The organism is Hyphomicrobium sp. 802, assembly GCF_000526135.1.
In the GTDB taxonomy this organism is placed as follows: domain Bacteria; phylum Pseudomonadota; class Alphaproteobacteria; order Rhizobiales; family Hyphomicrobiaceae; genus Hyphomicrobium_B.
In genome coordinates this window covers 1476871-1501200 of record NZ_JAFM01000001.1, presented here as the reverse complement: position 1 = coordinate 1501200, position 24330 = coordinate 1476871, and the positions used below count along the sequence as shown (strand labels likewise).

Here is a 24330-nt window from a genome sequence, read left to right as displayed (position 1 = left end):
CGCTCGGGTCAGTGCTTAATGCTGGCCCAGATCCGCCTCTTGCCCAGGTAGAGCAAGCCAGTGGTGACGATAAGATACAAAATGACCTGCCATCCGATCTGCTTGCGCGTATCGAGCGTGGGGTCGGCGGCCCATGACAGAAATGCGACAACGTCTTTCGCATAGTTATCGACGGTGTCGGGTGTGCCGTCCTGGTAACTGACGAGACCGTCGGAAAGCGGCGGCGGCATGCTGATTTGATGGCCGGGGAAAATCTTGTTGTAGAATTTTCCGTCCGTCAGTTTGAAATCTGCCGGCGGATCGGAATAGCCGTGCATGAGCGCATAGATGTAATCCGCGCCGCCCTCCTGATAGGCCTTGGCAATATCGCCGAGCATCAGGAACGGATGGATCCACCAACTTGGATTGCGCTCAACGCCGCGTGCCCGAGCGATAAGCGATAGATCAGGCGGCAACGCGCCGTTTTGCGCTGCCCGCGCTTCCTGATCGTTATGATACGGCCCCCGGATTGGATCAGACAGCAACGCCGGACGCTCGAACATCTTGCCTTCGTCGTTCGGACCGTCCGTGATTTGGTTCGGCCACGTCTTCGCCAGTTCCTTCACGGCTGCTTCCGGAAATTCCGGTCCTCCCGGCTGCACGAGATTGCGGAACGACAGATACTTAAGGCCGTGACAGTTCGAACAGACGTCCTTGTAGACCTGGAAGCCGCGCTGCAATTGCGCCTTATCGAATTGCCCGGTGAAGCCCGAGAACGACCACGTCTGCCGATGGATCTCCGGATGTCCCGCTTCCTCCGCAGAGGCGCTCGTAACCGGGAGCACGAACGAAAGCGCGAAGATCAATGAAAGTGAGATGCGCTGTTTCATCTGTCGCTCCTCACCGCGTCTCAGGTGCGGCAGCGGCACCCGACGGCAGCCCCGCTCCGCCCTTGCTGAGCACCGATTCCGTGATCGAGCGCGGCAGCCTTCGCGGCGTTTCAATAAGGCCGACGATCGGCATCGCAACGAGGAAGAACAGGAAGTAGCAGACCGTGAAGATCTGCGCGGCGACCACATACACACCTTCCGCCGGTTTCGATCCGAGATAGCCGAGCGATACGCAGGTGAAGACGAAGAACCAGAAGAACCACTTGAAGATCGGCCGGTACTTCGCCGACCGAATGCGCGATGTATCGAGCCACGGCGCGAACGCGATGATGATCACGGCGGAGAACATCGCGACGACGCCGCAAAGCTTGGCATACTGCCCGAGCGGAATGCCGAGGAACGAGCTCGTGAAGGCGCGCAGGATCGCGTAGAACGGCAGGAAATACCATTCCGGCACGATATGCGGCGGCGTCACCAGCGGGTTCGCTTCGATGTAATTGTCGGCGTGCCCCAGATAGTCCGGCACGAAAAACACGAACCACGCGTAAAGCAGAAGGAAAGCGAAAATCCCGACCGCATCCTTCGACGTCGCATAAGGATGCATCGGCACGCAGTCGGTTGGCTCCTTGAGATCGAGCCCTGTCGGATTGTTCTGCCCGACGATATGGAGCGCCCAGATGTGCAGCCCGACCACGCCCGTCAGCACAAACGGCAAGAGGTAATGCAGCGAGAAGAAGCGATTGAGTGTCACGCCCGAGACGGCATAACCGCCCCACAGCCATTCGACGACCGCCGTTCCGAGCCCGTTGACGATCGTATCGAGCGCGGAAAAGAGGTTGGTGATGACCGTCACGCCCCAGAAGCTCATCTGCCCCCACGGCAGCGTGTAGCCCATGAACGCCGTCGCCATCATCAGCAGCATGATCAACACGCCAAGGATCCACAGCACTTCGCGCGGGGCCTTATACGAGCCGTAATAGAAGCCGCGAAAGATATGGATGTAGACGGCGAAGAAGAACATCGACGCGCCGACGGCGTGGAAATTACGCAGCATCCAGCCGTAGTTCACGTCGCGGCGGATCTGCTCGATCGAATTGAACGCGCCTGTCGCGCTCGGCTGATAGTGCATCGCCAGCACCACGCCCGTCGCGATCTGTCCGACGAGGATCAGCGTCAGGATGCCGCCGAAGGTCCACAGGTAATTGAGGTTCCGCGGCGTTGGATAGTCGATGAACTGGTTCTTCACCACACGGCCGATCGGCAAGCGCTCGTCGAGCCACTTGCCCCACCGCGTTTCGGCCACGTAATTCGAGGTTCGGGCTCCCATATGCTCTCTCCCCCCTAACCGATTTTGATTTTTGTTGCGGTCGTGAACGCATAAGGCGGCACTTCCATATTGCGGGGTGCCGGTCCCTTACGAATGCGTCCGGAGGTATCGTATTGCGAGCCGTGGCACGGGCAGAACCAGCCGCCGTACTCACCGCGATCATCGCCGAGAGCTTGCCCCTTGGGAATGCAGCCCAGATGCGTGCAAATGCCGATGATGATGATCCAGTTCTCGTGCCCGGCCTTGGTGCGGTTAGCATCGGTTGCCGGATCGTCCGTCGGCAGATCCTCGTTCCGCGCCAGCGGATCGGGCAGATCCTTCACGGGTACAGCCAGCGCCGATTCGATCTCGGCCTTCGTCCGATTACGGATGAAGATCGGCTTGCCGCGCCACATCGCAGTGATCGCCTGCCCTTCTTTCACCGGAGCAAGATCGACCTCCACCGACGACAGCGCCATCGTGCTGGCGTCGGGGTTCATCTGCTGAATGAAAGGCCAAAGAAGCGACGCGGCGCCGACAGCGGCGAACGCGTTTCCAGCAACCACCAGGAAATCCCGGCGGTGCGGCTCTAAGGCATCTGTGCTCAACGCACGCCTCCCGCATTGGGGAACCAGAGCCAGAGGCTTCACCGGTTGCATAGGACAGTGCCTGCCGCCGATTGCCTATTTTTTGGTCTCTAGTTCGTTCATTTCTTCCCTAGTTGGATGTTTTGACAGCGTTTGATGCCGCTATCAATCGGAAAGCGCGACAAAAAGTGAGGGGCAATTTGGCGCACATGTCGCAGTAGACATGAATCTCTGAGATCCCCAGACACCCCGGATGCGCCTCGCCCTCTATCAACCCGACATTGCTCAGAACACCGGAACGATCCTTCGCCTCGGGGCCTGCTTTGGCGTGCCCGTCGACGTCATCGGCCCGACCGGCTTCGACATGAGTGATCGTTCCTTGAAGCGCGCCGCGCTCGATTACTTGCCTTTCGTCGATCTCACACGCCACGTAAGCTTCGATGCCTTCATGGCCGCACGACGCGCTTCCGCCGAACCGCCGGGGCGTCTCGTCCTTCTCACAACGAAGGCGACATCGACGCATTGCGACTTCGCTTTCGCGCCGAACGATACACTGCTGCTTGGCCGCGAAAGCGCCGGCGTTCCCGATGCCGTCCACAACCAAGCCGATGCACGCATCACCATACCGATGCGACCCGGTCTCAGATCGTTGAACGTTGCCGTCGCCGCTGCCATCGTGCTCGGCGAAGCGCTGCGGCAAACGCACGGCTTTCCCGCCGCCTGACGCGTCCCGCCCTGTCGCACGCGTGACACGCGAATGCTGCAAATCTGTCGGATCGCACCGACACGTCGCAGAATCGCATGCCGATCGACTTCATTCTGATCATTGCTGGCGTCGCCTCGGCGCTTCTGTTGATTGCGGGAATGCTGGCCGGCCGGATCAACGCCGCTTGGCGGATTTGGCCCGCGCCCCCGGTCGGGTCAGCAAAAAGCTTTGCCTTCTGGACACTTTTTCGGACGTTAAACGTCTCGGTCCTGATCCTCGCGGCTGAGCGTTTCCTGATAACGCTGTCCGGACCGCTAGCGCCGTTCCGCGTCGCGCTCGCTGCCGTCGCGTTCATCGCAGGTGTCGCTTATATTTATACGCTGTGGTCGCTCGGCCGAAAGGCAACCTACTGTCAGGCGAGCGGCCTTGAGACGACCGGTGTCTATCGCTGGACGCGAAATCCGCAATACGCGACGGCCATTCTCGCCTTCACGACACTCGGATTAGCGGCTTGGTCGTGGGACGCCACGCTTCTCGCAGCAGCACTCGTCATTGTTTATGCCATGATGGCGCGAACGGAAGAGCCGTGGCTCGAAGCCCGCTACGGCCGCGCCTATCTCGACTACAAGAAAGACGTGCCGCGCTTCTTCAATATCCGCCACGCGGCGAGCGAGCTTCAGGCTTTTTTGGCGCAGAAAGTTCCCGCTTTCGCCAGCAGCCAACGTAGCAAGCGTTAGCGGCGGGATTACTCAGCCGCCTCGCGTGCAAGGAAGCCGCCGGACTGGCGCAGCCACAGCTGGGCGTAAAGACCGCCGCGCTTCAGAAGGTCCGCATGCGAACCTTCTTCCACAATCCGGCCGTCTTCCATCACGACCAGCCGGTCCATCGCCGCAATAGTCGAAAGCCGGTGTGCGATCGCAATCACGGTCTTGCCGTCCATCAGCTTCTCGAAGCTCGATTGGATCGCAGACTCGACCTCTGAATCAAGCGCACTCGTCGCCTCGTCGAGCACCAGGATCGGCGCGTTCTTCAGCAACACGCGCGCTATCGCAATGCGTTGCCGCTGGCCGCCCGAAAGCTTCACGCCGCGTTCGCCGACATGCGCATCGTAACCCTTGCGGCCCTTAAGGTCCTCAAGGGCCATGATGAAGTCATGCGCCTCGGCCTGCTTTGCCGCGGCGATCACGTCCTCGTCCGTGGCATCGAGACGGCCGTAGAGGATGTTATCGCGCACCGACCGGTGTAATAGCGACGTGTCTTGCGTCACCATCCCGATTTCCGCGCGCAGGCTGTCCTGCGTGACACGCGAGATGTCCTGCCCGTCGATCAGAATACGGCCGCCTTCGAGGTCGTAGAACCGCAGCAGCAGATTGACGAGCGTCGACTTGCCAGCGCCGGAGCGCCCGACCAGACCAACCTTCTCACCCGGCCGCACCTTTAGCGAAAGATCCTCGATCACGCGCGGCGGCGCATCTTCTGCAGACGCACGTCCTGCTCCGTAGTGGAAATGAATGTGATCGAAGCGGATTTCTCCGCGCGGCACGACGACCGGCTTCGCATCCGGCGCATCGACGAGCAGATTCGGCCGCGAGATCGTCTCCATGCCTTCATGCACGACGCCGATGTTCTCGAACACGTCCGCAATCGTCCACATCACCCAGCCCGACATCGTCACGATACGAATGACAAGACCGCCGACGACCGCAATGTCGCCGACTGAGACGTGATGCAGAGTCCACAGCCAGATCGCCGTTCCTGTCGTCGCAACGAGCAGCAGGCCGTTGAGCGAATAGAGCGTGATTTCCATGCCGGTGATGAGACGCAGAGACGCCTGCCACTTCGTCATCTGCTCGGTCAGCGCCTCGCGCGCGTAGATATCCTCGCGCTCGGCATGCGCGAAGAGCTTCACGGTCATGATGTTCGTATAGCTGTCGACAATGCGGCCGACGAGCATCGAACGAGCTTCCGATGCTTCCGTCGAGCGCGCCTTGATGCGCGGCACGAAATAGCGCAGCGCCACGACGTAAGCGACGAGCCAAGCGATCAGCGGAATGGTCAGCCGCCAGTCGGATGCCGCAAACAGCAGCGCCGAACCGATGAACTGCACGCTTGCATACCACAGCGCGTCGATCAGCTGGACGACGCTTTCACGCAGCGATGTGCCCGTCTGCATGATCTTGTTGGCGACGCGGCCCGCGAAATCGTTCTGGAAGAAACCGAGGCTCTGCCGCAGCACGTAGCGATGCGTCTGCCACCGAATGCGCGTTGTGCAGCCCGCAGAAAGCATCTGGTTCTTGATGAAGTCGTGCGCCGTCGAGATGACTGGCCGCAGCACCAGCGCCACGAACGCCATGCCCGCCAGCATCCACCCGTAGCTCGAAACGAACGTCGCCGGATCGCCATGCGTCCGCATTTTGTCGACGATCGCACCGATAAAGCCCATCAACGCCACTTCGATGGTCGAGCCCAGGCAGCCAGCGATCAGGAGCAGCACGAAAAACGGCCAAAGAGGCTTGATAAAAAACCAATAGAAAGCCCACAGTGTATCGGGCGGGCGCACGATCGCGCGCTCGTCGAACGGCTTGATGCGGGTCTCACCCCAGCTCATAAGTCGGCGCAACATGATCTATCGCAATGACGAAAGCGGCGCCTGCTCGCAAAGTCGGGCTAGATCCGACTGGCGACGGCGACCGGATGTTGATCGTTGATGTCGGTTGGAGCTAAGGGTCTTTTCGGTCAAAAACAAGACATAGCTCAGATAAATCCATGAACGCCCCTGAAATGCCACTAGAGCAGAAAAAAGCCACCGCGCGTGCGTGGTTTGAAAAACTGCGCGACGACATCTGCACAGCGTTCGAGAAGCTGGAAACAAGCCTTCCCGAAGACGCTCCACACGGAAAAGACGCGCCGGGCACCTTCGTCCGCACGCCCTGGAATCGCGCCAAAGCCGGTGAACCTGATGCCGGCGGCGGCGTGATGAGCCTCATGCATGGCCGCGTTTTCGAGAAAGTCGGCGTGCACACATCCACGGTTTACGGCGAATTTGCCCCGGAGTTCCGCAAACAAATTCCCGGCGCCGAAGAAAACCCGGAGTTCTGGGCGTCGGGCATTTCGCTCATCGGCCACCCAATCAACCCTAACGTGCCTGCGGTTCATATGAACACGCGCATGATCGTGACGAACAAGTGGTGGTTCGGCGGCGGAGCGGACCTGACACCGGTGCTCGACAAGCGTCGCACGCAGTCGGATGCAGATACGCTCGCTTTTCATGCCGCCATGTACGGCGCCTGCGCCAACCACCCGATCGTCGATTACACGAAGCTCAAGAACTGGTGCGATGAATATTTCTTCCTGCCGCACCGGAACGAACCGCGCGGCGTCGGCGGCATTTTCTACGATTATCTGACGCCTTCCGATGCCGAAGGCGGCTGGGATGCAGCCTTCGCTTTCACCCAGGATGTCGGACGCGCATTCCACAGCGTCTATCCGATGCTGGTGCGTGGCAATTACACAATGCCGTACTCGGATGCGCAGCGCGAAGAGCAATTGATCCGCCGTGGCCGCTACGTCGAATACAATCTGCTCTACGACCGCGGCACGACGTTCGGTCTGAAAACCGGCGGCAACACGGAGTCGATCCTGTCTTCGATGCCGCCCGTGGTGAAGTGGCCCTGATTTTACAAACATGACGTCATCCTCGGGCTTGGCCCGAGGATGGCAGATTGCGGATATTGTGGCCGTTTCGCCATTCCTGAACACGTCCGTCGCCGCGTTTCCTGCTGCGATGGGTTTACCCTTCCGCACGCGTCCGTATAACCTCCGAGCGATCTAACCCTCGGGCCTTATGCGCGCCGAGAGCAAAGCGGGGCGAATGCCTCGTCTCGGCAGCGGAGGCCTTCGGGAGCACGGCAGGATGAAACGGCTCGTCTGCGCGCTCGACGGCACCTGGAACGATGATGACGACGCGTCACCGCTGACGAACGTCGCCAAGCTCAGCCGTGCGGTCCTTTACGAAGACAATCGAGGCGTCCGCCAACTCGTCCGCTATGTCGTTGGAATTGCCTCGTCGCAAGATCACGGCTTGGCCTTTCTCAAGGGCGCGCTCGGCTTCGAGATTGGCGACCGCATCAAGGCGGCCTATCAGTTTCTCTGCAACGCTTACGAGCCGGGCGATGAGATCTATCTCTTCGGATTTTCGCGTGGCGCTTACGAAGCCCGCAGCCTCGCAAGTTTCATCACTCTGTTCGGCCTCGCGGAGAAGGGCAGCGATTTTTCAATCGACGACGCTTGGCGCATATATCGCCAGCCCGAGCGCAAACGTAATTTCGACGCCATCGCAGAAATCGGCGCCGCCTGCCATTACCCGGTTCGCATTCGCTGTCTCGGCCTCTGGGACACCGTCGGCAATGTCGGCAATCCGTATCGATCTTGGGACTGGCTGAGCCGCAAATTCGATTATCACGACATGCGGCTGCACGACACCATCGACGTCGCGCTGCATGCGCTGTCGATCGACGAAGCGCGAAGCCCGTTCCGCCCGACGCTTATGACCTATCCCGAAGATGGCCGATTGCCATCGCGCCAGCACGTCGAGCAGATGTGGTTTGCCGGTACGCACGCCGACGTCGGAGGTGGTTGGCCGGAAACGGCTCTCTCGGACATCGCACTGCTCTGGATGGCCGAACGCATTCAGGCCAAGACGAGCCTCGCCATCGACATCGATAAGCTGCGCCGAGACAGCAAACCTGATCACCTCGGCTTGCAGCATGCGTCAGCAACCGGCTGGCCATACGCCTTCAGCCGATTGATGCCCGCAAACCGTGCGATTCAGCAGAGCCTCGAAGATCAGCCATTAACCAGCAAACGGCGCACCGGCAAAATCGGACGCGACCTGATTTCGCTCAACGAAAAAATCCACGAGAGCGTGCTTTTGCGTCTCGGACGAACCGTGAAAGAAGCCTGCAACGGCACCGTCCGGGATATCACCTATGAACCGGCCGCCCTTGCACAGCGAGCCGCTACCGGGCCTGATGAATCTGGTGTCGAAACAATCCCCGGCGCAGCAAGCGACAGGGCCGCGTGACGGCCGGCAGGAAGCCAAAACAAGAACATTGGCTCTTCCACCGCCTGGGGCGGTCGAAAGCCGCAGTTGTCCGCCAGATAGATCGTGCCACATGTTCACCGGTTCAGTTCTATCGAACTAGATGCACCCTCTCGACTGTTCCTTGCCGGCAAACTTCGGGAAATCCCCTATGACAACTCTGTTCGATCCGCTCAAAGCAGGCGCATTCTCGCTGAAGAATCGCGTCGTCCTCGCTCCGCTTACGCGCTGCCGCGCCAGCGCTGGTCGTGTGCCGAATGACATGATGCTTGAATATTACGTCCAGCGCGCCTCGGCAGGCTTGATGCTAACCGAAGCCACCTCCGTGACCCCGATGGGCGTCGGCTACCCCGACACGCCCGGCATCTGGTCGGAAGAGCAGGTCGCGGGCTGGAAGAAAATCACCGACGCAGTCCACGCGGCAGGCGGAACCATCCTGCTGCAACTCTGGCACGTTGGACGCATCTCCGACCCAATATATCTCGACGGCAAGCTTCCCGTTGCGCCCAGCGCCATCGCACCGAAAGGCCACGTCAGCCTCGTGCGGCCGAAGAAAGAATACGTGACGCCCCGTGCCCTCGAATTGAGCGAAATCCCAGGCGTCATCGCCGACTATCGCCGCGGCGCTGAGAACGCCAAACGCGCGGGCTTCGATGGCGTCGAAGTCCATGGCGCCAACGGCTACCTGCTCGATCAGTTCCTGCAGGATAAGACCAACAAGCGCACCGACGCCTACGGCGGCTCGATCGAAAACCGCGCCCGCCTGATGCTTGAAGTCGTCGATGTCTGCATCGAAGTCTGGGGCGCCGACCGCGTCGGTCTCCACCTCGCGCCCCGCGGCGACTCGCAAGACATGGGCGACAGCAACCCGCTCGAAACATTCGGCTACGTCGCGACAGAAGTCGGCAAGCGCAAGATCGCGTTCATCTGCACGCGCGAATATCAGGGACCGGACTCTATCAGCCCCGAGTTGAAGAAGCGTTTCGGCGGCGTCTTAATTGCCAATGAGAAATTCACCAAGGAAACGGCGCAGGCCGCCATCGAGGCCGGAACGGTCGACGCCGTCGCTTTCGGCAAGGTGTTCATCGCCAATCCCGATCTGCCGCTGCGCTTCAAGCTCGATGCGCCGTTGAATCCGCCTGATCCGGACTCGTTCTATGGCGGTACGGAAAAGGGTTACACCGACTATCCCGCACTTGAATCGCAAAACGCGTAACGACGCTTATGCGTGACTGAACGGAGGCCGTGCGCTCAGCGCTCGGCCTCCCGCCGCGCCTCGACTGCGTCGAAGGCATTCGCGAATTCCAATGAACCCGGCGTCGTCAGCGCGTGCGTCATGCGCCGGTCGAGTTCAGCCTGAAGCTGCGAGCCGGTCAAACCCATCACCATCTTGTTCACGTAATAAGCCCGCCGCGAAAAGAAGTTCGACGTGGGCGCGCGTGATCCCGCTCCATCCATCATCTCGAGCCCCGTGACGGGCCCCGCGAGATTCATCAGCTCGAGTTCGGCGCCCGACAGCGAACGCCGTCCATTCTTGGCGGCCAAATCCTGCAGTGTCTTGAGCTTCATCGCCTGCAGCATCGGCCCAATGTCACCGTCGATATTCAGAGTGTGAATACCCATACCCGCCTGCGTCTTGGCATAGGCCTGCTGCACATGCCATTCGAACGGCTGATGCTTGACGTTCGCGTACATCTTCTTCAGCACAACCAGCTTGTGCCGCAGCAGCGCTTTTCGGGCCGGCGAATTGCGCGGATCATGATATCTCGCAGTCAGCAGCCGAATGAATGTCGGCCCGCTGCGCGCCAGTTCATTGATCGAATTGGCATCGAGAAGCTGGCCATAGCCAATGGCGCTGGAAATGGCGCGGCCTGTCTTCTTGATCGGATGAATTCCGGCCTGCGTATCGTAGGTGCCGACGCCACCCGTTTCGAGCGCGTAGACACGCACCACCTGCTCCTTCGACAGACCGAGGGCCGCAGCCTCTGACGCATAGCGCAGCTTGAACTCTTTTTCCGTCACGCGTTCGGGCACGAAGTTGTAGACGCGCTTCGCGGCCGCGAGGTAGTCGGGAATGGTTGCCAGCTCCCGGCTTGGCGACGGGTTGGCCTCCCGCTGCGCATCCAGGAATCGGCCATATTTCGACGCGAGCGAACCTGACAGCGACGGCCCTCCATACTTTGGCGGAAAGCTCATCACGTAGTCGTTTGCCGAAAACGGAATATCCTTTGCGCGTTTACGCTTGCGAAGAGTTCGCTTCTGCTCGACCGCATCCCAGTAGGCATCGAGCTTCTCTTCGAAATTCTGTCGCGCCGTCTTCCAGACTTGAAAAGCTTCTATCTCGCTATCGGACAGCGACGTCAGAAAATCGATGGTCGACATCGCGGTCGCGCGCGGCGGCGCGATCGGCACCATGAGGCAAACCAGCGTGAGCGCCAGGGCGGGCGCCGAAATGCCCTGCTTCCGAAACGGCGATGTCATACGTAAGTAAGCCACGCGCAGTCCCATCTGCCCCTAAACACGACGCAAGTTAAATGACGAATCAAAAATAGCGTGATTCAGCCGCCCCCGGCCACCCCAGGACGGTCACGCTTCAATTTCTGCCAGGTTGCGAAATGAACCCGCTTTCTGCCTCCAATATGGCAACGCCGGATATCGAGGCTGCCGATTTCGAGCGCCTGGCACGTGCGCGGCTGCTTGCGAGCCCGCCTGAACTGAATGAACCGCAGTCACCTGGCGATGACGATCTGAACCCCGGCCTCGGTCCATTTTCCGCTGGCCTGCGCCACGCAGCCGTCCTGGTACCCATCGTCGCCCGTGAGCCTCTGACCGTGCTGCTGACGGCACGAACGGACCATTTGCCCTCGCACGCCGGACAAATCGCCTTCCCCGGCGGGAAAGTCGAGCAGCAAGACGCAACGCCTCTCGCTGCTGCGCTGCGGGAGACGCGCGAAGAGATTAACCTGGATGCGGCTTTCATCGAGCCGGTCGGTTATCTCTCGCCTTATCGCACCGGCACCGGCTACATCATCACGCCCTCGGTCGCGCTCGTACGTCCGGGCTTCACGCTTACGGCCAATCCGGACGAGGTCGCCGACGTTTTCGAGGTTCCGTTTGCCTTTTTGATGAACGAAGCCAATCACGAGATCCACAGTCGCGTCTGGCGCGGTGCAGAACGCAGGTTCTATGCGATGCCTTACGGTGAACGCTATATATGGGGCGCGACAGCGGGAATAATCCGCACGCTCTATCGGAGACTGTTCAGCACATGATCCGCATCGTTACCGAGAATATTTTTTTCTTCCTGCTGCCGACGTTCCTCTACATCGCCTGGATTGCATTCTCCGAAGATGAATGGCCTGGCCTGATGACGGTCTTGAGCCGTGCCCCCTTGATCCGTCTCTTCTTTGCCGGCGCTGCCGTGATGCTCGCGACGCTCGTCGTGTTTTCGTCCCGCACCTATAACAGCCCCGACGACGTCTATGTGCCCGCCTCCGTCGTCGACGGGAAGCTCGAACCGGCGCGCAGCATTCACGAGACGAAAACGCTGCCCCCGACGGCAAAGCCGTGATTGCAGGACTGAAACGGCATGACTGATACAGCCATCAAATCGACCCGCATGAGTGCCGAATGGCTACGAGCCCCGGCGCTTGCAAAGGTCTTCGCCGCGCTTTCTGCCGGCGGGGCGGAAGCCCGCGTTGTCGGCGGCGCTGTGCGCAACGCAATGATCAACCGCCCCGTCAAGGATATCGACATCGCAACGACAGCTCTGCCCGCCGACGTCATGCGCCTCGCTGCCAATGCCGGTCTTGGCGCATATCCGACTGGCATAGACCACGGCACCGTTACCGTTGTCGCTGACAAGCGATCCTTTGAAGTGACGACGTTGCGCCACGATGTCGAGACGGACGGCCGTCATGCCGTCGTCACCTTCACCACCTCCTGGGAAGAAGACGCCGCCCGCCGCGACTTCACGATCAACGCGCTTTATTGCTCGGCCGACGGCATCGTCTACGATTTCGTCGGCGGCCTCGATGATCTACGCCAACGTCGCGTTCGCTTCATCGGCGATGCCGAGGCACGCATCCGCGAGGATTACCTGCGCATTCTGCGCTTCTTCCGTTTCAGCGCCGAATACGGAAAGGGCCAGCTCGATCCCGCAGGGCTGGCGGCAGCAAATGCCTTGAAAGACGGACTATCGCTGCTCTCCGCTGAGCGCGTCCGCGCCGAAATGCTGAAACTGCTCGCAGCGCTGAACGCCGTCGATGTCGTCAACGCCATGGAAAAAAGCGGCATCCTTCAGCTTGTCGTCAGGACGCGCCTCGAACCTGACCGCTTTGCGCGCTTCGTTGCGATCGAAGCCGCACTGGGCGAGCCACCCGATGCGCTCGCGCGCCTTGCCGCGCTTGCCGTCAACAATCCGGAAGATGCAGCCTTTCTCGGCCGCGAGCTTCGGCTCTCGAATGCCGAAGCCGAGCGTCTCAAAAGCGCATCCGCAGGCGATCCCGGCATCGCCCCGGAAACGTCCGAAGCGATTGCACAAGCTGCACTTTACAGGCTCGGCGCCGATGCCTTCGCGCGCGCCGTCCGCCTTGCCTGGGCACAATCTGGTGCCCCCAGCACCGATCCGCGCTGGCGCGCCCGCGCATTACTCGCCGATCGCTGGAAAATTCCGGTCATGCCCTTCACCGGGAACGACGTCCTTGCACTCGGCATTCAACCAGGTCCGAAAGTCGGCGGCATCCTTAGTGCCTTCGAGCGCTGGTGGATCTCGGAGAATTTTCCCGCCGATGCTGAACGTCAAAGCAGAATGCTTAAAGAGCTGGCGCGCGAAGCTGTTACTTAACAAATCATTAAATTTCACTTCACCTTTGCTTATGCTCCGACTAAAGTCTCTCTCCGGGGTTCACCCATTTGTATCGCGTTGAGGAGACACCCTGATGGACAGCATCGGCCGTGAGCGTGAACGTTCGCTCAAGTTCGTTCAAATCGTCTTCGCCGTTCTCGCTCTTCTCAGTCTGACTGCAGCATTGGCCGTATCGACAAGGGGCGTCGATATGGGCCTTCCCGAAAATTCGACATCACCGATTGCGCTGGCGTTTCTTCTAGTTGGCGCTGTCGACACCATTCTGCTCTACGCCTGGGAGCATATCTTTCAGCGCATCGAATACTGATACGAAATTGCGCTGCCGTCGCGTGGATGGCAGCGCAATCATCAGTGTGTGGCATATTCGCCATATGACACTTTTGCGGCGATCGAAACCGCCGGCATATCTCGCGCGCGCCGCCTCGCGCTGTTGGTAAACCCATAAATAGCTGCGATTTCTTACACTCAACACTACCGGCCGCAGGCGTTCGTCATACGCCTGTTACATGAATCCCGTCCTACGTTTTACATGAAATGCATAGACGCATTTATGGGAAGCGCACTGACTGGGGGCCGACCTTGAGCGCACCAAATCCGGAATTGAACTACCGAACCGTTTTTATTTCCGACATTCACCTCGGAATGCGCAATTGCCAATCGACTGCTCTTCTCGACTTTCTGAAATACGTCGAATGCCAGAACCTCTACCTCGTCGGCGATATCGTCGATTTCTGGAAAGTCCGCCGCGGTCCTTATTGGCCGCAGAGCCACAATGACGTTTTGCAGAAGCTTCTGCGCAAGGCGCGTAAAGGCACCCGCGTCGTCTACATTCCGGGCAACCACGATGACGGCCTGCGCGACTATACCGGCATGAATTTCGGCGGCGTCGAAATCCGCCGCGATGCCATCCATGAAGCCGCCGACGGCAAGCGCTATCTCATTCTGCACGGTGACGAATTCGACGTCGTCGTGCGCTACGCCCGCTGGCTCGCATTTCTCGGCGACCGGTCTTATGACGCAGCTCTCGCGCTCAACGTGCCGCTGAACTTTGCTCGCCGCATGTTCGGCCTCGGTCATTGGTCGCTTTCGGCTTTTCTGAAGCACAAAGTGAAAAGCGCCGTGAACTACATCGGCGAATTCGAGGACGCGCTGGCCGGCGAGGCCAAGCGCCGTGAGGCGCAAGGTCTTATCTGCGGCCACATCCATCACGCCAACTCGCGCCAGATCGACGGCATTCACTACATGAACTGCGGCGACTGGGTCGAAAGCTGCACCGCCATCGGCGAACGCTTCGACGGCCAATTTGAAATCATTCGTTGGAAAGAGCACTTGGCCGCGCGCGCCTCACAGGCACCTTCCGGCCGCTGGTTGATTGAAGCCGCTTAACGGCAATTATGCCGGACGAAAAGCGAGCCGGCGAACGGAGTATCCCACGTGAACGCGACCGCTAAAGCCCTCGAACCGACGAGCATCGATCTTCTGAGCGAAGCTGTGCACCAGAACCGTGCGCTGAGCCTCGCCGGTATCCTTGAGCGCACCTTCACCTTCGCCTTCCGTTCGATGGTCTACCCGCAGATATGGGAAGATCCGCGCGCCGACATGGACGCGCTCGAAATCACCCCGCAAACGCGCATCATGACGATTGCCTCCGGCGGCTGCAATGTCATGAGCTACCTGTCGGCCAATCCGGCGCGCATCTATGCCGTCGATCTCAACGCCACGCACATCGCGCTGCTCAAGCTGAAGGTCGCCGCAGCTCAGCATCTGCCGAACCACGCTACGTTCTATCGCTTCTTCGGCGCCGCCAACGACCGCCGCAACGTCGCCCTCTATAACGATCTCATCGCGCCGCATCTCGACGCCGATACCCGCGCCTATTGGGAAGGCCGCGAGCTGACGGGCCGCCGCCGCATCACGCGCTTCGCGCGCAATTTCTATCATTTCGGGCTGCTCGGCCGCTTCATCGCGACAGGCCATCTCGCTGCGCGCGTGTTCGGCGCCAAACCGAAGCGTCTGCTTGAAGCCCGTTCGATCGAAGAGCAGCGCGAGATCTTTGCGCGCGACATCGGACCGGCCTTCAGCCATCCTGTCTTGCGCTGGATCACGTCAAACCGGGCGTCGCTGTTCGGCCTCGGCATTCCGCCGGTGCAGTATGACGCGCTTTCCGGCAGCGGCGCTCGCACGATGGCCGACGTTTTGAAGGAACGCGCCGAACGCCTGGCGACGGGCTTCGATCTGAAAGACAACTATTTCGCTTGGCAGGCATTCGGCCGCAGCTACGCAACGCAGGGCGAAGGCCCCTGCCCACCGTATCTCGAAAAAGCGAACTTCATGGCGATCAAGGCGCGCGCCAACCGAGTCGAGGTTGTTCACGACAACATGATCCGCTTCCTCTCCGGCGAGCCGGCCGAAAGCCTCGATCGCTATATCCTGCTCGATGCCCAGGACTGGATGGACGACGCAGCCTTGAATGCGTTGTGGGATCAAATCACCCGCACTGCGCGCCCCGGCGCCCGCGTCATCTTCCGCACCGCGGGCGAGGAAAGCATCCTGCCGGGCCGCGTCGCCGACGCGACGCTCGGCCAGTGGACCTATGACGCTGCCAAGTCCGCTGAGATCCACGCCAAGGATCGCTCGGCGATCTACGGCGGTTTCCACCTCTACATCAAGAACGCCTGATCGTCTTATGAGCGACGCCGCCGCAATGACCGAAAGCGCTGCGAGCGCCATGGATGGCATGTATCGCCATCAACGCTACATTTATGATTTCACACGACGCTACTATCTGATCGGCCGCGATCAGATGATCGCCGAGCTTGCGCCTCCGGTCGGCGGCACGGTGCTCGAAGTCGGCTGCGGTACGGCCCGCAATCTACTGCGCGCCGCGCGCCGCTATCCGCTTGCGAAGTTCTACGGTCTCGACGTTTCCGAAGAAATGTTGAAGACGGCGCGTGCCTCGATCGATCGCAGCCCGTTTCGCGACATCGTCACGATTGCCCAGGCAGACGCCACGACGTTCTCGGCGTCCGAACTTTTCGGTATCGCCAACATCGACCGCATCTTCATTTCATACGCACTGTCGATGATCCCGCCCTGGCAGGACGTCATCGCCCGCGCCGTCTCACAGCTCTCGCCAACGGGCGAACTGCACATCGTCGATTTCGGCACGATGGCGACCATGCCCTCCTTGGCGCGACGCGGCATGCGCGCGTGGCTGACGAAATTCAGCGTCACGCCACGTCAGGAGCTCGAAGACGTCGTGCGCGATGTCGCCCGGCACAGCGGCCGCAGCGCCGCTTTCCACCAAGGCCGCTTCGATTATGCAGCCCACGTCTGCATCGGTGCGAAGCTTTCGTAACGCCGCGTCGGCAACTAGCTGACGCGAGGCCCGAGAAGCTGCCGGAGCGCCAGCTCGATGCGCCGCCAGTCTTCTGCCGTGCGCTCGTCTCCGGTCTTTTCATAGCGACGAACCATCTGCGTCGCTTCTGCGAGCGCCTTGGCGCCCTGCACGTCGTAAAGCTTACGGGCATGATCATGGATTTCGACGGCATTCATGACAAAAGCCTCCCTGCGCTTTTTTGTTTGGCCCCAGTTGATCCAGGATTTGATCCAGGGGCGTGACAGTCGCTCCCAAAGCCTCAATCGGGGAACCACGCGCGAGCGTTCCACACTTCGCACCGCACGCAAAAGCCCCAGCGCGAGCACCAGGGCTTTCGTAATTATCACAATCGCATGATTGCGATTTATTCCGCCGGCGGGGCGGCAGCCGGTGCTTCGGCCGGATGCGCCGCGCCGTTGGGCATGACGGCGGCCGCAACAGGTTTATCGTCTTGCGCCTCCGGTGCCGCTTCTTCCGGAGCTTCGCCGGCGTCTGCCTCCGGAGCAGCCTCTTCGGCTGGTGCGGCCTCGGCCGCCTCTGCTGCTGCCGGAGCGGCTTCCCCCACCGGAGCCTCAGGAGCAGCAGCCTCTGCCTCGGGAGCCGCTTCTTCGGCGGCCTCCGCGACAGGCACTTCAGCTTCGGCAGACGCTTCGATCGCAACCTCCGCCGTTTCCGTAGCTTCGGCTGCGGGTTCCTCTGCCGCCGCCTCAACTGGTGCTTCAGGCGCCTCCGCAGGAGCCTCCGGCGCAGCCTCAGCGGCTGGCTCCTCCATCGAAGCTTCTGCGGTTTCGACGACAGCGGCCTCAACCACGTCTTCGACCGTCGGTTCAGCCGCCGCTTCTTCAGCAGCAGCCTCCTCCGGCATTGCTTCTTCGGCAGCAGCAGCAGCCTCCGGAGCGGCTTCTTCGCATGCTGCCTCCTCTACGGCTGCCTCGGCCGGTTCGGCCTCCACAGCGTCGCTATTGGCGGCAACTGGCACAGCAAGAATTTCATCGAGCTCGCTGATCGCGCGCTCGACGGCTTTCATGGCCTTGAAGTCCGGCGTCGCCTCAATGCGCGCACGAACGTCATCGTGTAAGGTCTTGAGCTTGGACAGGATATCGGCCGACATCTTCTTCCCTTTTCTTAGTATTTTGAGAATAAGTTTCCGCTTCGCCTGCGCATGACTGAACATGCGGACGCTCATCTTCAAATTTTCCAGTAATGCGCAGTAATAAAGTACAGCAATTCGAGCCGACGCGAACGCCTGCGACAGATTGTGCACAGCTATAAATTGTATCGGGCTGGAGGGAGCGCACCTTACCGCAGCCCAACTCAGCGTCCTCGATCCGCGCCCGCTCTCCTGAAGATATCTTCGGTGTCACTTGCTTGTAATGAGCGCATCAAAGAATAGACCGCTCGATGTTTTGACGTCCGCCGCTGGCGTTCCCGACATGAGCAGGCTCGGAATTCTCTTAGAGACCGCCCAGATCGTTCGCGCCGCCGTATCCAAATCCCCGTTCATGCGCCCTCCACGCGCCGTGAGTTCGGCGCCAAGTGGCTCGCGCACCAGACTGCATCAGTTTTTTTCTAAACCGCTTGCCTTCGGCGCGTCGGGATTTTAGTCTTTGTGCGGATATTCTGCCTAATGCATATTATTTGGGGGTTTTTCAAATGCCGGTTACCAAAAAATTTCGACGTTGGTTGTTGAAGCCGCTCACAAAAAAGATCGAGCGGACAGTCGACAAGCGCGTAGCCATGTTTTCGCACTCATTTGAAAATGCCCAACAGCATGCTGAAAATTTAGCGCGTAATGCGCAGCTGGAGCGCGAATTCGTCCGCTTAATGGCATTGACAAGAAAATTTCATCCCGTCGTCACCAGGATTGCCCCATGCGCCTCCTCTTCGACGTTCGATTTGCTCAACATCAAAGTCGACGCGGTATCGGCCGATACATATTTGGATTAATTGACGCTCTGCGCGTCGACGGCCGATTGAAGATTTCGCTCCTCGAAGATCGCGGCGCGACAGCCCTTGATAGATCGACAATTTTCGTCGACGAACTCTCGGCGATAGACGAAGATTATTTCGATTTTTTCTGCCTGCCGAGCTATTTTCCGGACAACTGGGCCAACCACGAGGGACGCCTTGGATTCTTATTGCCACATCAAGCGCTAAGAATTAGCCGCTCGGTTGTCGGGATCGGCCACGACCTGATCCCAGATATTTTTCCTGATATCTATTTCAGCACGAGGCCCGACCTGCACGATTTATTTCGCCTTGGCGAAACAATCGCGTCACAAATCTCATCTCACACTTTCTGCAACAGCGTGACGACTGCAACCGATTTCGCAAAGTATGCAGGCTGTGCACCCACCGCCCTAACCGTGATTTACGGCGGCGTGGATATTGCAAAATGGTCGGCTGCGCATTGCTATCCGCCGACTGAGAACGTTGTTTATGTCGGCGGCGACGAATACCGCAAAAACCTCGATGGCGCGATTGCGGGCTTCGCTGCATTCAAGAAAATAAGACCAGAGTCTCGAGCAAAGCTCATTATCATCGGAAATATTCACGAACCCTCACGCTCCCGACTTGATAAATTGATCGAAGATCTTCTCTTGCCGCCGACCGACGTCTCGATGACGGGGTTTGTCGATGAGCACGATCTCGTCAGACTTGTAAAATCTGCCCGCATGACCGTATTTCCTTCGTTATATGAAGGCCTCGGATTGCCAATCCTCGAGAGCTTGGCCGCGGGTGTTCCTTGCGCAGCATCGAACGTAAGCTCTACGGCGGAACTCGTTCCGCCCGAGCACCAGTTCGATCCACGCGATCCCCGGTCCATAGCCAAGGCCCTCGACCTTCTTCTCCATGACGAAAACGAGAGAAGCCGTTCGATCGCCGCAGGACAGGAATTACTTTCTAAAGTGAATTGGACGCGCGCTGCGAGCACCATGATCGAGACGTTGCTCCGTATCCGCGTCACAGATCGACAACTCAAGAGATCGAAAAGCCGACGTGTTGCTGTATTCAGCTGCACCCCACCCGATCGAAGCGGAATTGCAACGAATTCAGCGAAGGTCTTTGGCGACGCCGACCTATTTGACCTGTTCACGGATGTGGCGTCTCCGCAAGATTTGTCTCTGCGTGAACGCGAGACACAGAAGATAGCGGGCCGTCAGGTTTCGTTATGGCCGATCTGCGCGTTCGACGATCTCGATGAGGCCGAGCGCTACGACCGTGCTGTTTATGTACTCGGTAATTCACATCACAATTTGCCGGTACTTCAGGCACTCATGAACCATAAAGGTAATCGCGCCGCCAAAACCGTCTACCTGCACGACGGTCGATTGGAAAATATTTGGTTCTGGTACTGCGGCCGATCACTGGAGACGATGCGTACGCTGTTCTCGATGTTCTATCCATTGGCGCAGCTGAAGAGTTGCGGAACCCATAACGAGTTCCCTGATGTAGGCATGAGAGGAATTCGCCCGCTCATACTCGGGGCTGGCATCAGACACATCGTTGTGAATTCCGAGCGCGCCAAAAAGGCGATTGAATACGATATTGCTTGCGAATTCGATGTACGCGTGGATATCGCCCATCATACAATCGATCGCATCGAGGCTAACGCCATCCCGCCGTTCTCGCGCAGACGAGATGAACTGATCATCGGCACGTTTGGCATTCCAGATAACATTAAAGGCACGGACCGCGTCATTGCTGCCGTTCGAGAAATAAATAGATCTCGGCCTGCGCGGCTTGCGATCGTGGGCTGGCGCGCTAACGAATATGCGTGCAACTGCATCAGCCCGGAAGATCGCAACATCGTCGAGATCGTTGACTCTCCGAACGACGCCGAATTGCATCGTTGGATGAAGGCGGTCGATGTGGCTGTTCAGTTGCGCATGATCCAATATGGCGAAAGCTCGGGTGTCCTCGCCCAGCTCGTCGGTGTTGGCAAGAAGCCAATTGCATCGACAAACCTCATCGACCCAGCACTGGCGGATCACACGATTGCCGTCGATCGTGAAATTCCTCCGGAGCAACTAGCCGAGGAAATTTTGAACGCACGCCATGTAATCGGAACATATGACGGCCTCGAAAAATTTTCGTCTGCTTCGCTTGGAAATTGGTTCGCGAGCCACTTCTCAACGAATTGAACGAACCCCTTTCAAGCTCTCGACGCACAAAAAAGCCCCGCATCACTGCGGGGCTTTTGATTTTCGTGGAACGATAGCGCCTTCCGGCCGGCTCCGCGAAGCGGAGTCGGAAGGCGCCAGCGAAAACTTCCTTAGAAGTCCATTCCGCCCATGCCGCCCATGCCGCCGCCGGGAGCGCCGTGCGAGTGTCCAGCGTCCTTCTTCGGCACGTCGGCGATCATGGCTTCCGTCGTGATCAGCAGGCCCGAAACCGAAGCGGCATCCTGCAGCGCGCAACGCACGACCTTCGTCGGGTCGATGACGCCCTGCGAGTACAGATCGCCGTACTCGTGTGACTGAGCGTTGTACCCGTAAGCGTACTTCGAGTTCTCGAGGATCTTGCCGACGATCACCGAACCGTCTTCACCGGCGTTGGTCGAGATCTGGCGAGCCGGAGCCTGCAGCGCCTTGCGGACGATGTTGATGCCGACCTTCTGGTCGTCGTTCTCAGGCTTCAGCGAGTCGAGAGCCTTCGCAGCGCGGAGAAGCGCAACGCCGCCGCCCGGGACGATGCCCTCTTCGACGGCTGCGCGCGTTGCGTGCAGAGCGTCGTCGACGCGGTCCTTGCGCTCTTTAACTTCGACTTCCGTCGCGCCGCCAACCTTGATGACGGCAACGCCGCCAGCGAGCTTGGCAAGACGCTCCTGGAGCTTCTCACGGTCGTAGTCCGAGGACGTTTCCTCGATCTGCGCCTTGATCTGCTTCACGCGCGCTTCGATGTCGGCCTTCTTGCCCGAACCATCGACGATCGTCGTGTTTTCCTTGTCGATCGTCACCTTCTTGGAGCGGCCGAGCATCTGCAGCGTAACCGTCTCGAGCTTGATGCCGAGATCTTCCGAGATCACCGTACCGCCCGTCAGGACTGCAATGTCTTCCAGCATGGCCTTGCGGCGATCGCCGAAGCCCGGAGCCTTGACGGCAGCAACCTTGAGGCCGCCACGCAGCTTGTTGACGACGAGCGTCGCGAGAGCTTCGCCTTCGACGTCTTCAGCGATGATGAGGAGCGGCTTGCCCGACTGGACGACGGCTTCGAGAACCGGAAGCATCGCCTGGAGACCCGAAAGCTTCTTCTCGTGGATGAGAATGTAGGGGTTCTCAAGCTCCGCGATCATCTTGTCGGCGTTGGTAATGAAGTACGGCGACAGGTAACCACGATCGAACTGCATGCCTTCGACGACATCGAGTTCGAAATCGAGCGTCTTGGATTCTTCGACCGTGATGACGCCTTCCGAACCGACCTTGTCCATCGCTTCGGCAATCTTCTTGCCGACGATTTCGTCGCCGTTCGCCGAGATCGTGCCGACCTGAGCGATCTGATCCTTCGCGACCTTCTTCGAGTTGGTCTTGAGGTCTTCGACGATGGCCTGAACGGCGAGGTCGATACCGCGCTTCAGGTCCATCGGGTTCGAGCCGGCAGCAACCGACTTCGCGCCTTCGCGAACGATAGCCTGGGCAAGAACCGTTGCCGTCGTCGTGCCGTCACCGGCGAGGTCGGCCGTCTTCGAGGCGACCTCTTTGAGCATCTGCGCGCCCATATTCTCGAACTTGTCTTCGAGCTCGATTTCCTTCGCGACCGTCACACCGTCCTTGGTGATGCGCGGTGCGCCGAACGACTTCTCGATAACGACGTTGCGACCCTTCGGGCCGAGCGTGACTTTCACGGCGTTGGCAAGAATGTCGACACCACGCAGCATGCGCTCGCGGGCGTCTTGGGCAAACTTGACGTCTTTAGCTGCCATGTTGAGCAACTCCTAAGCTTGGCAAATAGGGGGATAAAATTAAGCGGCGGCCTTGGACTTTGCCGGGGCCGAGAGAACGCCGAGAATGTCGCTCTCTTTCATGATCAGGAGATCTTCGCCGTCGATCTTGACTTCGCTGCCCGACCACTTGCCGAACAGAACACGATCGCCGACCTTGACGTCGAGGGGAACGACCTTGCCCGCTTCATCGCGAGCGCCGGGGCCAACGGCCACAACTTCGCCCTGCTGGGGCTTTTCCTTGGCGGTGTCGGGGATGATGATCCCGCCTGCAGTCTTTGCTTCTTCCTCAATGCGTTTCACGACGACACGATCGTGGAGAGGACGGAACGCCATGGGGGTAACCTCATGATTTGGCTAGACGATTTGTCTTTTGTTCGCAGCCTAGGATGCCAGGCCGCAGGCAACGGGCATTGCTGTCCGCCGGTGCACTGCGAGCAGGATCGCTGACGAGCCCGAACGCGACGGATATATGGTCCGTACTGTTAGCACTGTCAATACTTGAGTGCTAAAACGTGATCCATTAGTATGGCGTTCGGGTTATTGAACGCTGCAATGGCGCGGGGCCATGGCGGCCCGTGCCGCCATCCGATGGCCGGGCCAAAAGTTGCAACAACAAAGCGGTCGCAGCTCGCAATTACAAATCGCGCGCGATGTTTATATCGCGCGACAACTTGAAATCCATTTTTCTGAAGAGCGGGCTCGCGCAATTCATTTATCGCAAACAGTTATTCTGCGATGCGAATTGCGCATTTTCCTCAGTTGCCCCGTCGTACAATTTCGCGGCATCAAATCGCGAAATCGGCAAGCTTGGCACCTTTCCTAAGCCGTTCGACCAGCCAGTTCGGCTTACGACCGCGCCCCGTCCAGGTATCGGCTTTATTTTCAGGATTGGCGTATTTCGCAACGCCGATCGACTTGCCTTTTACTGCGCCGCGTCCGCGGCTTGCACCAAATAATTCGGCCACGGAAAATCCGTGTGTTTCTGCAAGATCCGCGACTTTCTTTTTTAGTTCGGTGCGTTCCCGGTCCCGAGCGGCGGCGATCGCCTTCTGAACTTTCGTTTCAAGGTCGACAAGCTCCTTGAGGGAAAGTTTGTCGACATTGATCGTCGCCATAGATTTTACTTTTCGCATCACCAACGACAACCTCTACTAGATTTCCTGCCCGCCGGTGTAATCACATCCCGACCCCTGCGCAGCAGGAATCTCCGAGATGTGTCACCGTGTCAACGCAACCTCATAAATACTCGTGAATATTCCGCAAACGAGAAATGGCGGATCACATATTTTTCAATGCCGCCAATTCATTAGTTTAAGCGGAGCGATATCACCACCTAAAACGCGCCTACAAACAAACGCTCAGGCTGAGAAATAGCACGAGATCTTTCCAACGAATTCAGCCTTCTTAACAGCCGTGTCCTTACCGGATCGCAATCGGAAATCGTGTTCTTCCAATAATACCCGCAAACAATCCGTGTAGATACTAAAATACAAATTTTTGCATTGATGGCAAAAAAAAGAAATTGCGGCTGGCATTCTTTGCCGCGATCTTGAAGGCTCTCACGGCATTCA

At 59.1% G+C, this 24330-nt stretch carries 25 protein-coding genes; 14 read left to right on the top strand and 11 right to left on the bottom strand.

Annotation, left to right across the window (positions count from 1 at the left end; all coding sequences use genetic code 11):
• Positions 1-8 precede the first annotated feature (8 nt).
• From HYP802_RS0107495 to petA, 3 genes are read right to left on the bottom strand one after another with little or no spacing between them, the layout of a single operon-like run.
• The gene (locus tag HYP802_RS0107495) at positions 9-869 is read right to left on the bottom strand and encodes a cytochrome c1 (protein WP_013946556.1); all 861 of its coding nucleotides are present in this window, start codon (positions 867-869) and stop codon (positions 9-11) included.
• A 10-nt stretch (positions 870-879) separates the two neighbouring features.
• Entirely contained in the window at positions 880-2196 is a 1317-nt protein-coding gene (locus HYP802_RS0107490; protein ID WP_013946555.1) for a cytochrome b N-terminal domain-containing protein, read from the bottom strand.
• Positions 2197-2210: 14 nt separating this feature from the next.
• Positions 2211-2783 (bottom strand): ubiquinol-cytochrome c reductase iron-sulfur subunit, encoded by a 573-nt coding sequence (petA, locus tag HYP802_RS0107485; protein ID WP_024275464.1) that lies wholly within the window; start codon positions 2781-2783, stop codon positions 2211-2213.
• A 232-nt stretch (positions 2784-3015) separates the two neighbouring features.
• On the opposite strand from petA, the gene HYP802_RS0107480 reads away from it, so the two are divergent.
• Positions 3016-3486 carry a tRNA (cytidine(34)-2'-O)-methyltransferase gene (locus HYP802_RS0107480; protein WP_024275463.1) on the top strand — a complete coding sequence of 157 codons (471 nt, stop codon included), beginning with the start codon at positions 3016-3018 and terminating at the stop codon, positions 3484-3486.
• A gap of 77 nt (positions 3487-3563) precedes the next feature.
• A complete protein-coding gene (locus tag HYP802_RS0107475) occupies positions 3564-4205 on the top strand; it encodes an isoprenylcysteine carboxylmethyltransferase family protein (protein ID WP_013946552.1) in 642 nt (213 codons plus the stop codon).
• A gap of 8 nt (positions 4206-4213) precedes the next feature.
• Here HYP802_RS0107475 and HYP802_RS0107470 read toward each other — a convergent pair whose 3' ends face one another.
• Complete coding sequence (locus HYP802_RS0107470; RefSeq protein ID WP_035575733.1) at positions 4214-6091, bottom strand: ABC transporter ATP-binding protein; 1878 nt, start codon at positions 6089-6091, stop codon at positions 4214-4216.
• A 143-nt stretch (positions 6092-6234) separates the two neighbouring features.
• Here HYP802_RS0107470 and hemF point away from each other — a divergent pair, with 143 nt between their 5' ends.
• The 3 genes from hemF (at position 6235) to HYP802_RS0107450 (ending at position 9785) form a co-directional block, all read left to right on the top strand.
• Entirely contained in the window at positions 6235-7143 is a 909-nt protein-coding gene (gene hemF / locus HYP802_RS0107460; protein WP_013946550.1) for an oxygen-dependent coproporphyrinogen oxidase, read from the top strand.
• 238 nt (positions 7144-7381) lie between these two features.
• Positions 7382-8551, top strand: a complete 1170-nt coding sequence (locus HYP802_RS0107455) for a DUF2235 domain-containing protein (RefSeq protein ID WP_013946549.1) — start codon at positions 7382-7384, stop codon at positions 8549-8551.
• A gap of 169 nt (positions 8552-8720) precedes the next feature.
• On the top strand, positions 8721-9785 hold the full coding sequence (locus HYP802_RS0107450) for an alkene reductase (protein ID WP_013946548.1): 1065 nt from the start codon (positions 8721-8723) through the stop codon (positions 9783-9785).
• 35 nt (positions 9786-9820) lie between these two features.
• Here the strand turns inward: HYP802_RS0107450 and HYP802_RS0107445 are convergent, their stop codons facing one another.
• On the bottom strand, positions 9821-11065 hold the full coding sequence (locus tag HYP802_RS0107445) for a hypothetical protein (RefSeq protein ID WP_155831186.1): 1245 nt from the start codon (positions 11063-11065) through the stop codon (positions 9821-9823).
• Positions 11066-11184: 119 nt separating this feature from the next.
• Between HYP802_RS0107445 and HYP802_RS0107440 the strand changes: the two genes are divergently transcribed.
• The 7 genes from HYP802_RS0107440 to HYP802_RS0107410 all read left to right on the top strand — a co-directional run bounded on the left by HYP802_RS0107440 (position 11185) and on the right by HYP802_RS0107410 (position 16794).
• On the top strand, positions 11185-11841 hold the full coding sequence (locus HYP802_RS0107440) for a CoA pyrophosphatase (protein WP_013946546.1): 657 nt from the start codon (positions 11185-11187) through the stop codon (positions 11839-11841).
• Entirely contained in the window at positions 11838-12140 is a 303-nt protein-coding gene (locus HYP802_RS0107435) for a DUF6111 family protein (protein ID WP_013946545.1), read from the top strand. The genes HYP802_RS0107440 and HYP802_RS0107435 overlap by 4 nt, the downstream gene beginning before the upstream one ends.
• 18 nt (positions 12141-12158) lie before the next feature.
• Positions 12159-13415: a CCA tRNA nucleotidyltransferase gene (locus HYP802_RS0107430; protein ID WP_013946544.1), complete on the top strand. Its 1257-nt coding sequence runs from the start codon at positions 12159-12161 to the stop codon at positions 13413-13415.
• A 94-nt stretch (positions 13416-13509) separates the two neighbouring features.
• Positions 13510-13743: a hypothetical protein gene (locus HYP802_RS0107425; protein WP_013946543.1), complete on the top strand. Its 234-nt coding sequence runs from the start codon at positions 13510-13512 to the stop codon at positions 13741-13743.
• A gap of 272 nt (positions 13744-14015) precedes the next feature.
• Positions 14016-14822 (top strand): UDP-2,3-diacylglucosamine diphosphatase, encoded by an 807-nt coding sequence (locus tag HYP802_RS0107420; RefSeq protein ID WP_024275462.1) that lies wholly within the window; start codon positions 14016-14018, stop codon positions 14820-14822.
• Positions 14823-14870: 48 nt separating this feature from the next.
• Entirely contained in the window at positions 14871-16115 is a 1245-nt protein-coding gene (locus tag HYP802_RS0107415; protein ID WP_013946541.1) for a DUF3419 family protein, read from the top strand.
• Between the two features lie 7 nt (positions 16116-16122).
• Positions 16123-16794, top strand: coding sequence for a class I SAM-dependent methyltransferase (locus HYP802_RS0107410; protein WP_013946540.1), 672 nt, complete (start codon positions 16123-16125; stop codon positions 16792-16794).
• A 14-nt stretch (positions 16795-16808) separates the two neighbouring features.
• Here HYP802_RS0107410 and HYP802_RS0107405 read toward each other — a convergent pair whose 3' ends face one another.
• The 3 genes from HYP802_RS0107405 to HYP802_RS23560 form a co-directional block, all read right to left on the bottom strand.
• Positions 16809-16991, bottom strand: coding sequence for a hypothetical protein (locus HYP802_RS0107405; RefSeq protein WP_013946539.1), 183 nt, complete (start codon positions 16989-16991; stop codon positions 16809-16811).
• Between the two features lie 188 nt (positions 16992-17179).
• Positions 17180-18001 (bottom strand): hypothetical protein, encoded by an 822-nt coding sequence (locus HYP802_RS22820; RefSeq protein WP_013946538.1) that lies wholly within the window; start codon positions 17999-18001, stop codon positions 17180-17182.
• Between the two features lie 174 nt (positions 18002-18175).
• A complete protein-coding gene (locus HYP802_RS23560; protein ID WP_155831185.1) occupies positions 18176-18319 on the bottom strand; it encodes a hypothetical protein in 144 nt (47 codons plus the stop codon).
• Positions 18320-18351: 32 nt separating this feature from the next.
• On the opposite strand from HYP802_RS23560, the gene HYP802_RS23795 reads away from it, so the two are divergent.
• The gene (locus tag HYP802_RS23795; protein WP_013946536.1) at positions 18352-18762 is read left to right on the top strand and encodes a hypothetical protein; all 411 of its coding nucleotides are present in this window, start codon (positions 18352-18354) and stop codon (positions 18760-18762) included.
• Complete coding sequence (locus HYP802_RS0107380; protein ID WP_013946535.1) at positions 18687-20960, top strand: glycosyltransferase; 2274 nt, start codon at positions 18687-18689, stop codon at positions 20958-20960. The genes HYP802_RS23795 and HYP802_RS0107380 overlap by 76 nt, the downstream gene beginning before the upstream one ends.
• Before the next feature lie 131 nt (positions 20961-21091).
• On the opposite strand, the gene groL is transcribed toward HYP802_RS0107380, so the two are convergent.
• The 3 genes from groL to HYP802_RS0107365 form a co-directional block, all read right to left on the bottom strand.
• Complete coding sequence (groL, locus tag HYP802_RS0107375) at positions 21092-22738, bottom strand: chaperonin GroEL (protein WP_013946534.1); 1647 nt, start codon at positions 22736-22738, stop codon at positions 21092-21094.
• A 39-nt stretch (positions 22739-22777) separates the two neighbouring features.
• Positions 22778-23092, bottom strand: a complete 315-nt coding sequence (groES, locus tag HYP802_RS0107370) for a co-chaperone GroES (protein WP_013946533.1) — start codon at positions 23090-23092, stop codon at positions 22778-22780.
• Between the two features lie 452 nt (positions 23093-23544).
• Entirely contained in the window at positions 23545-23874 is a 330-nt protein-coding gene (locus HYP802_RS0107365; RefSeq protein WP_024275455.1) for an H-NS histone family protein, read from the bottom strand.
• Positions 23875-24330 lie beyond the last annotated feature (456 nt).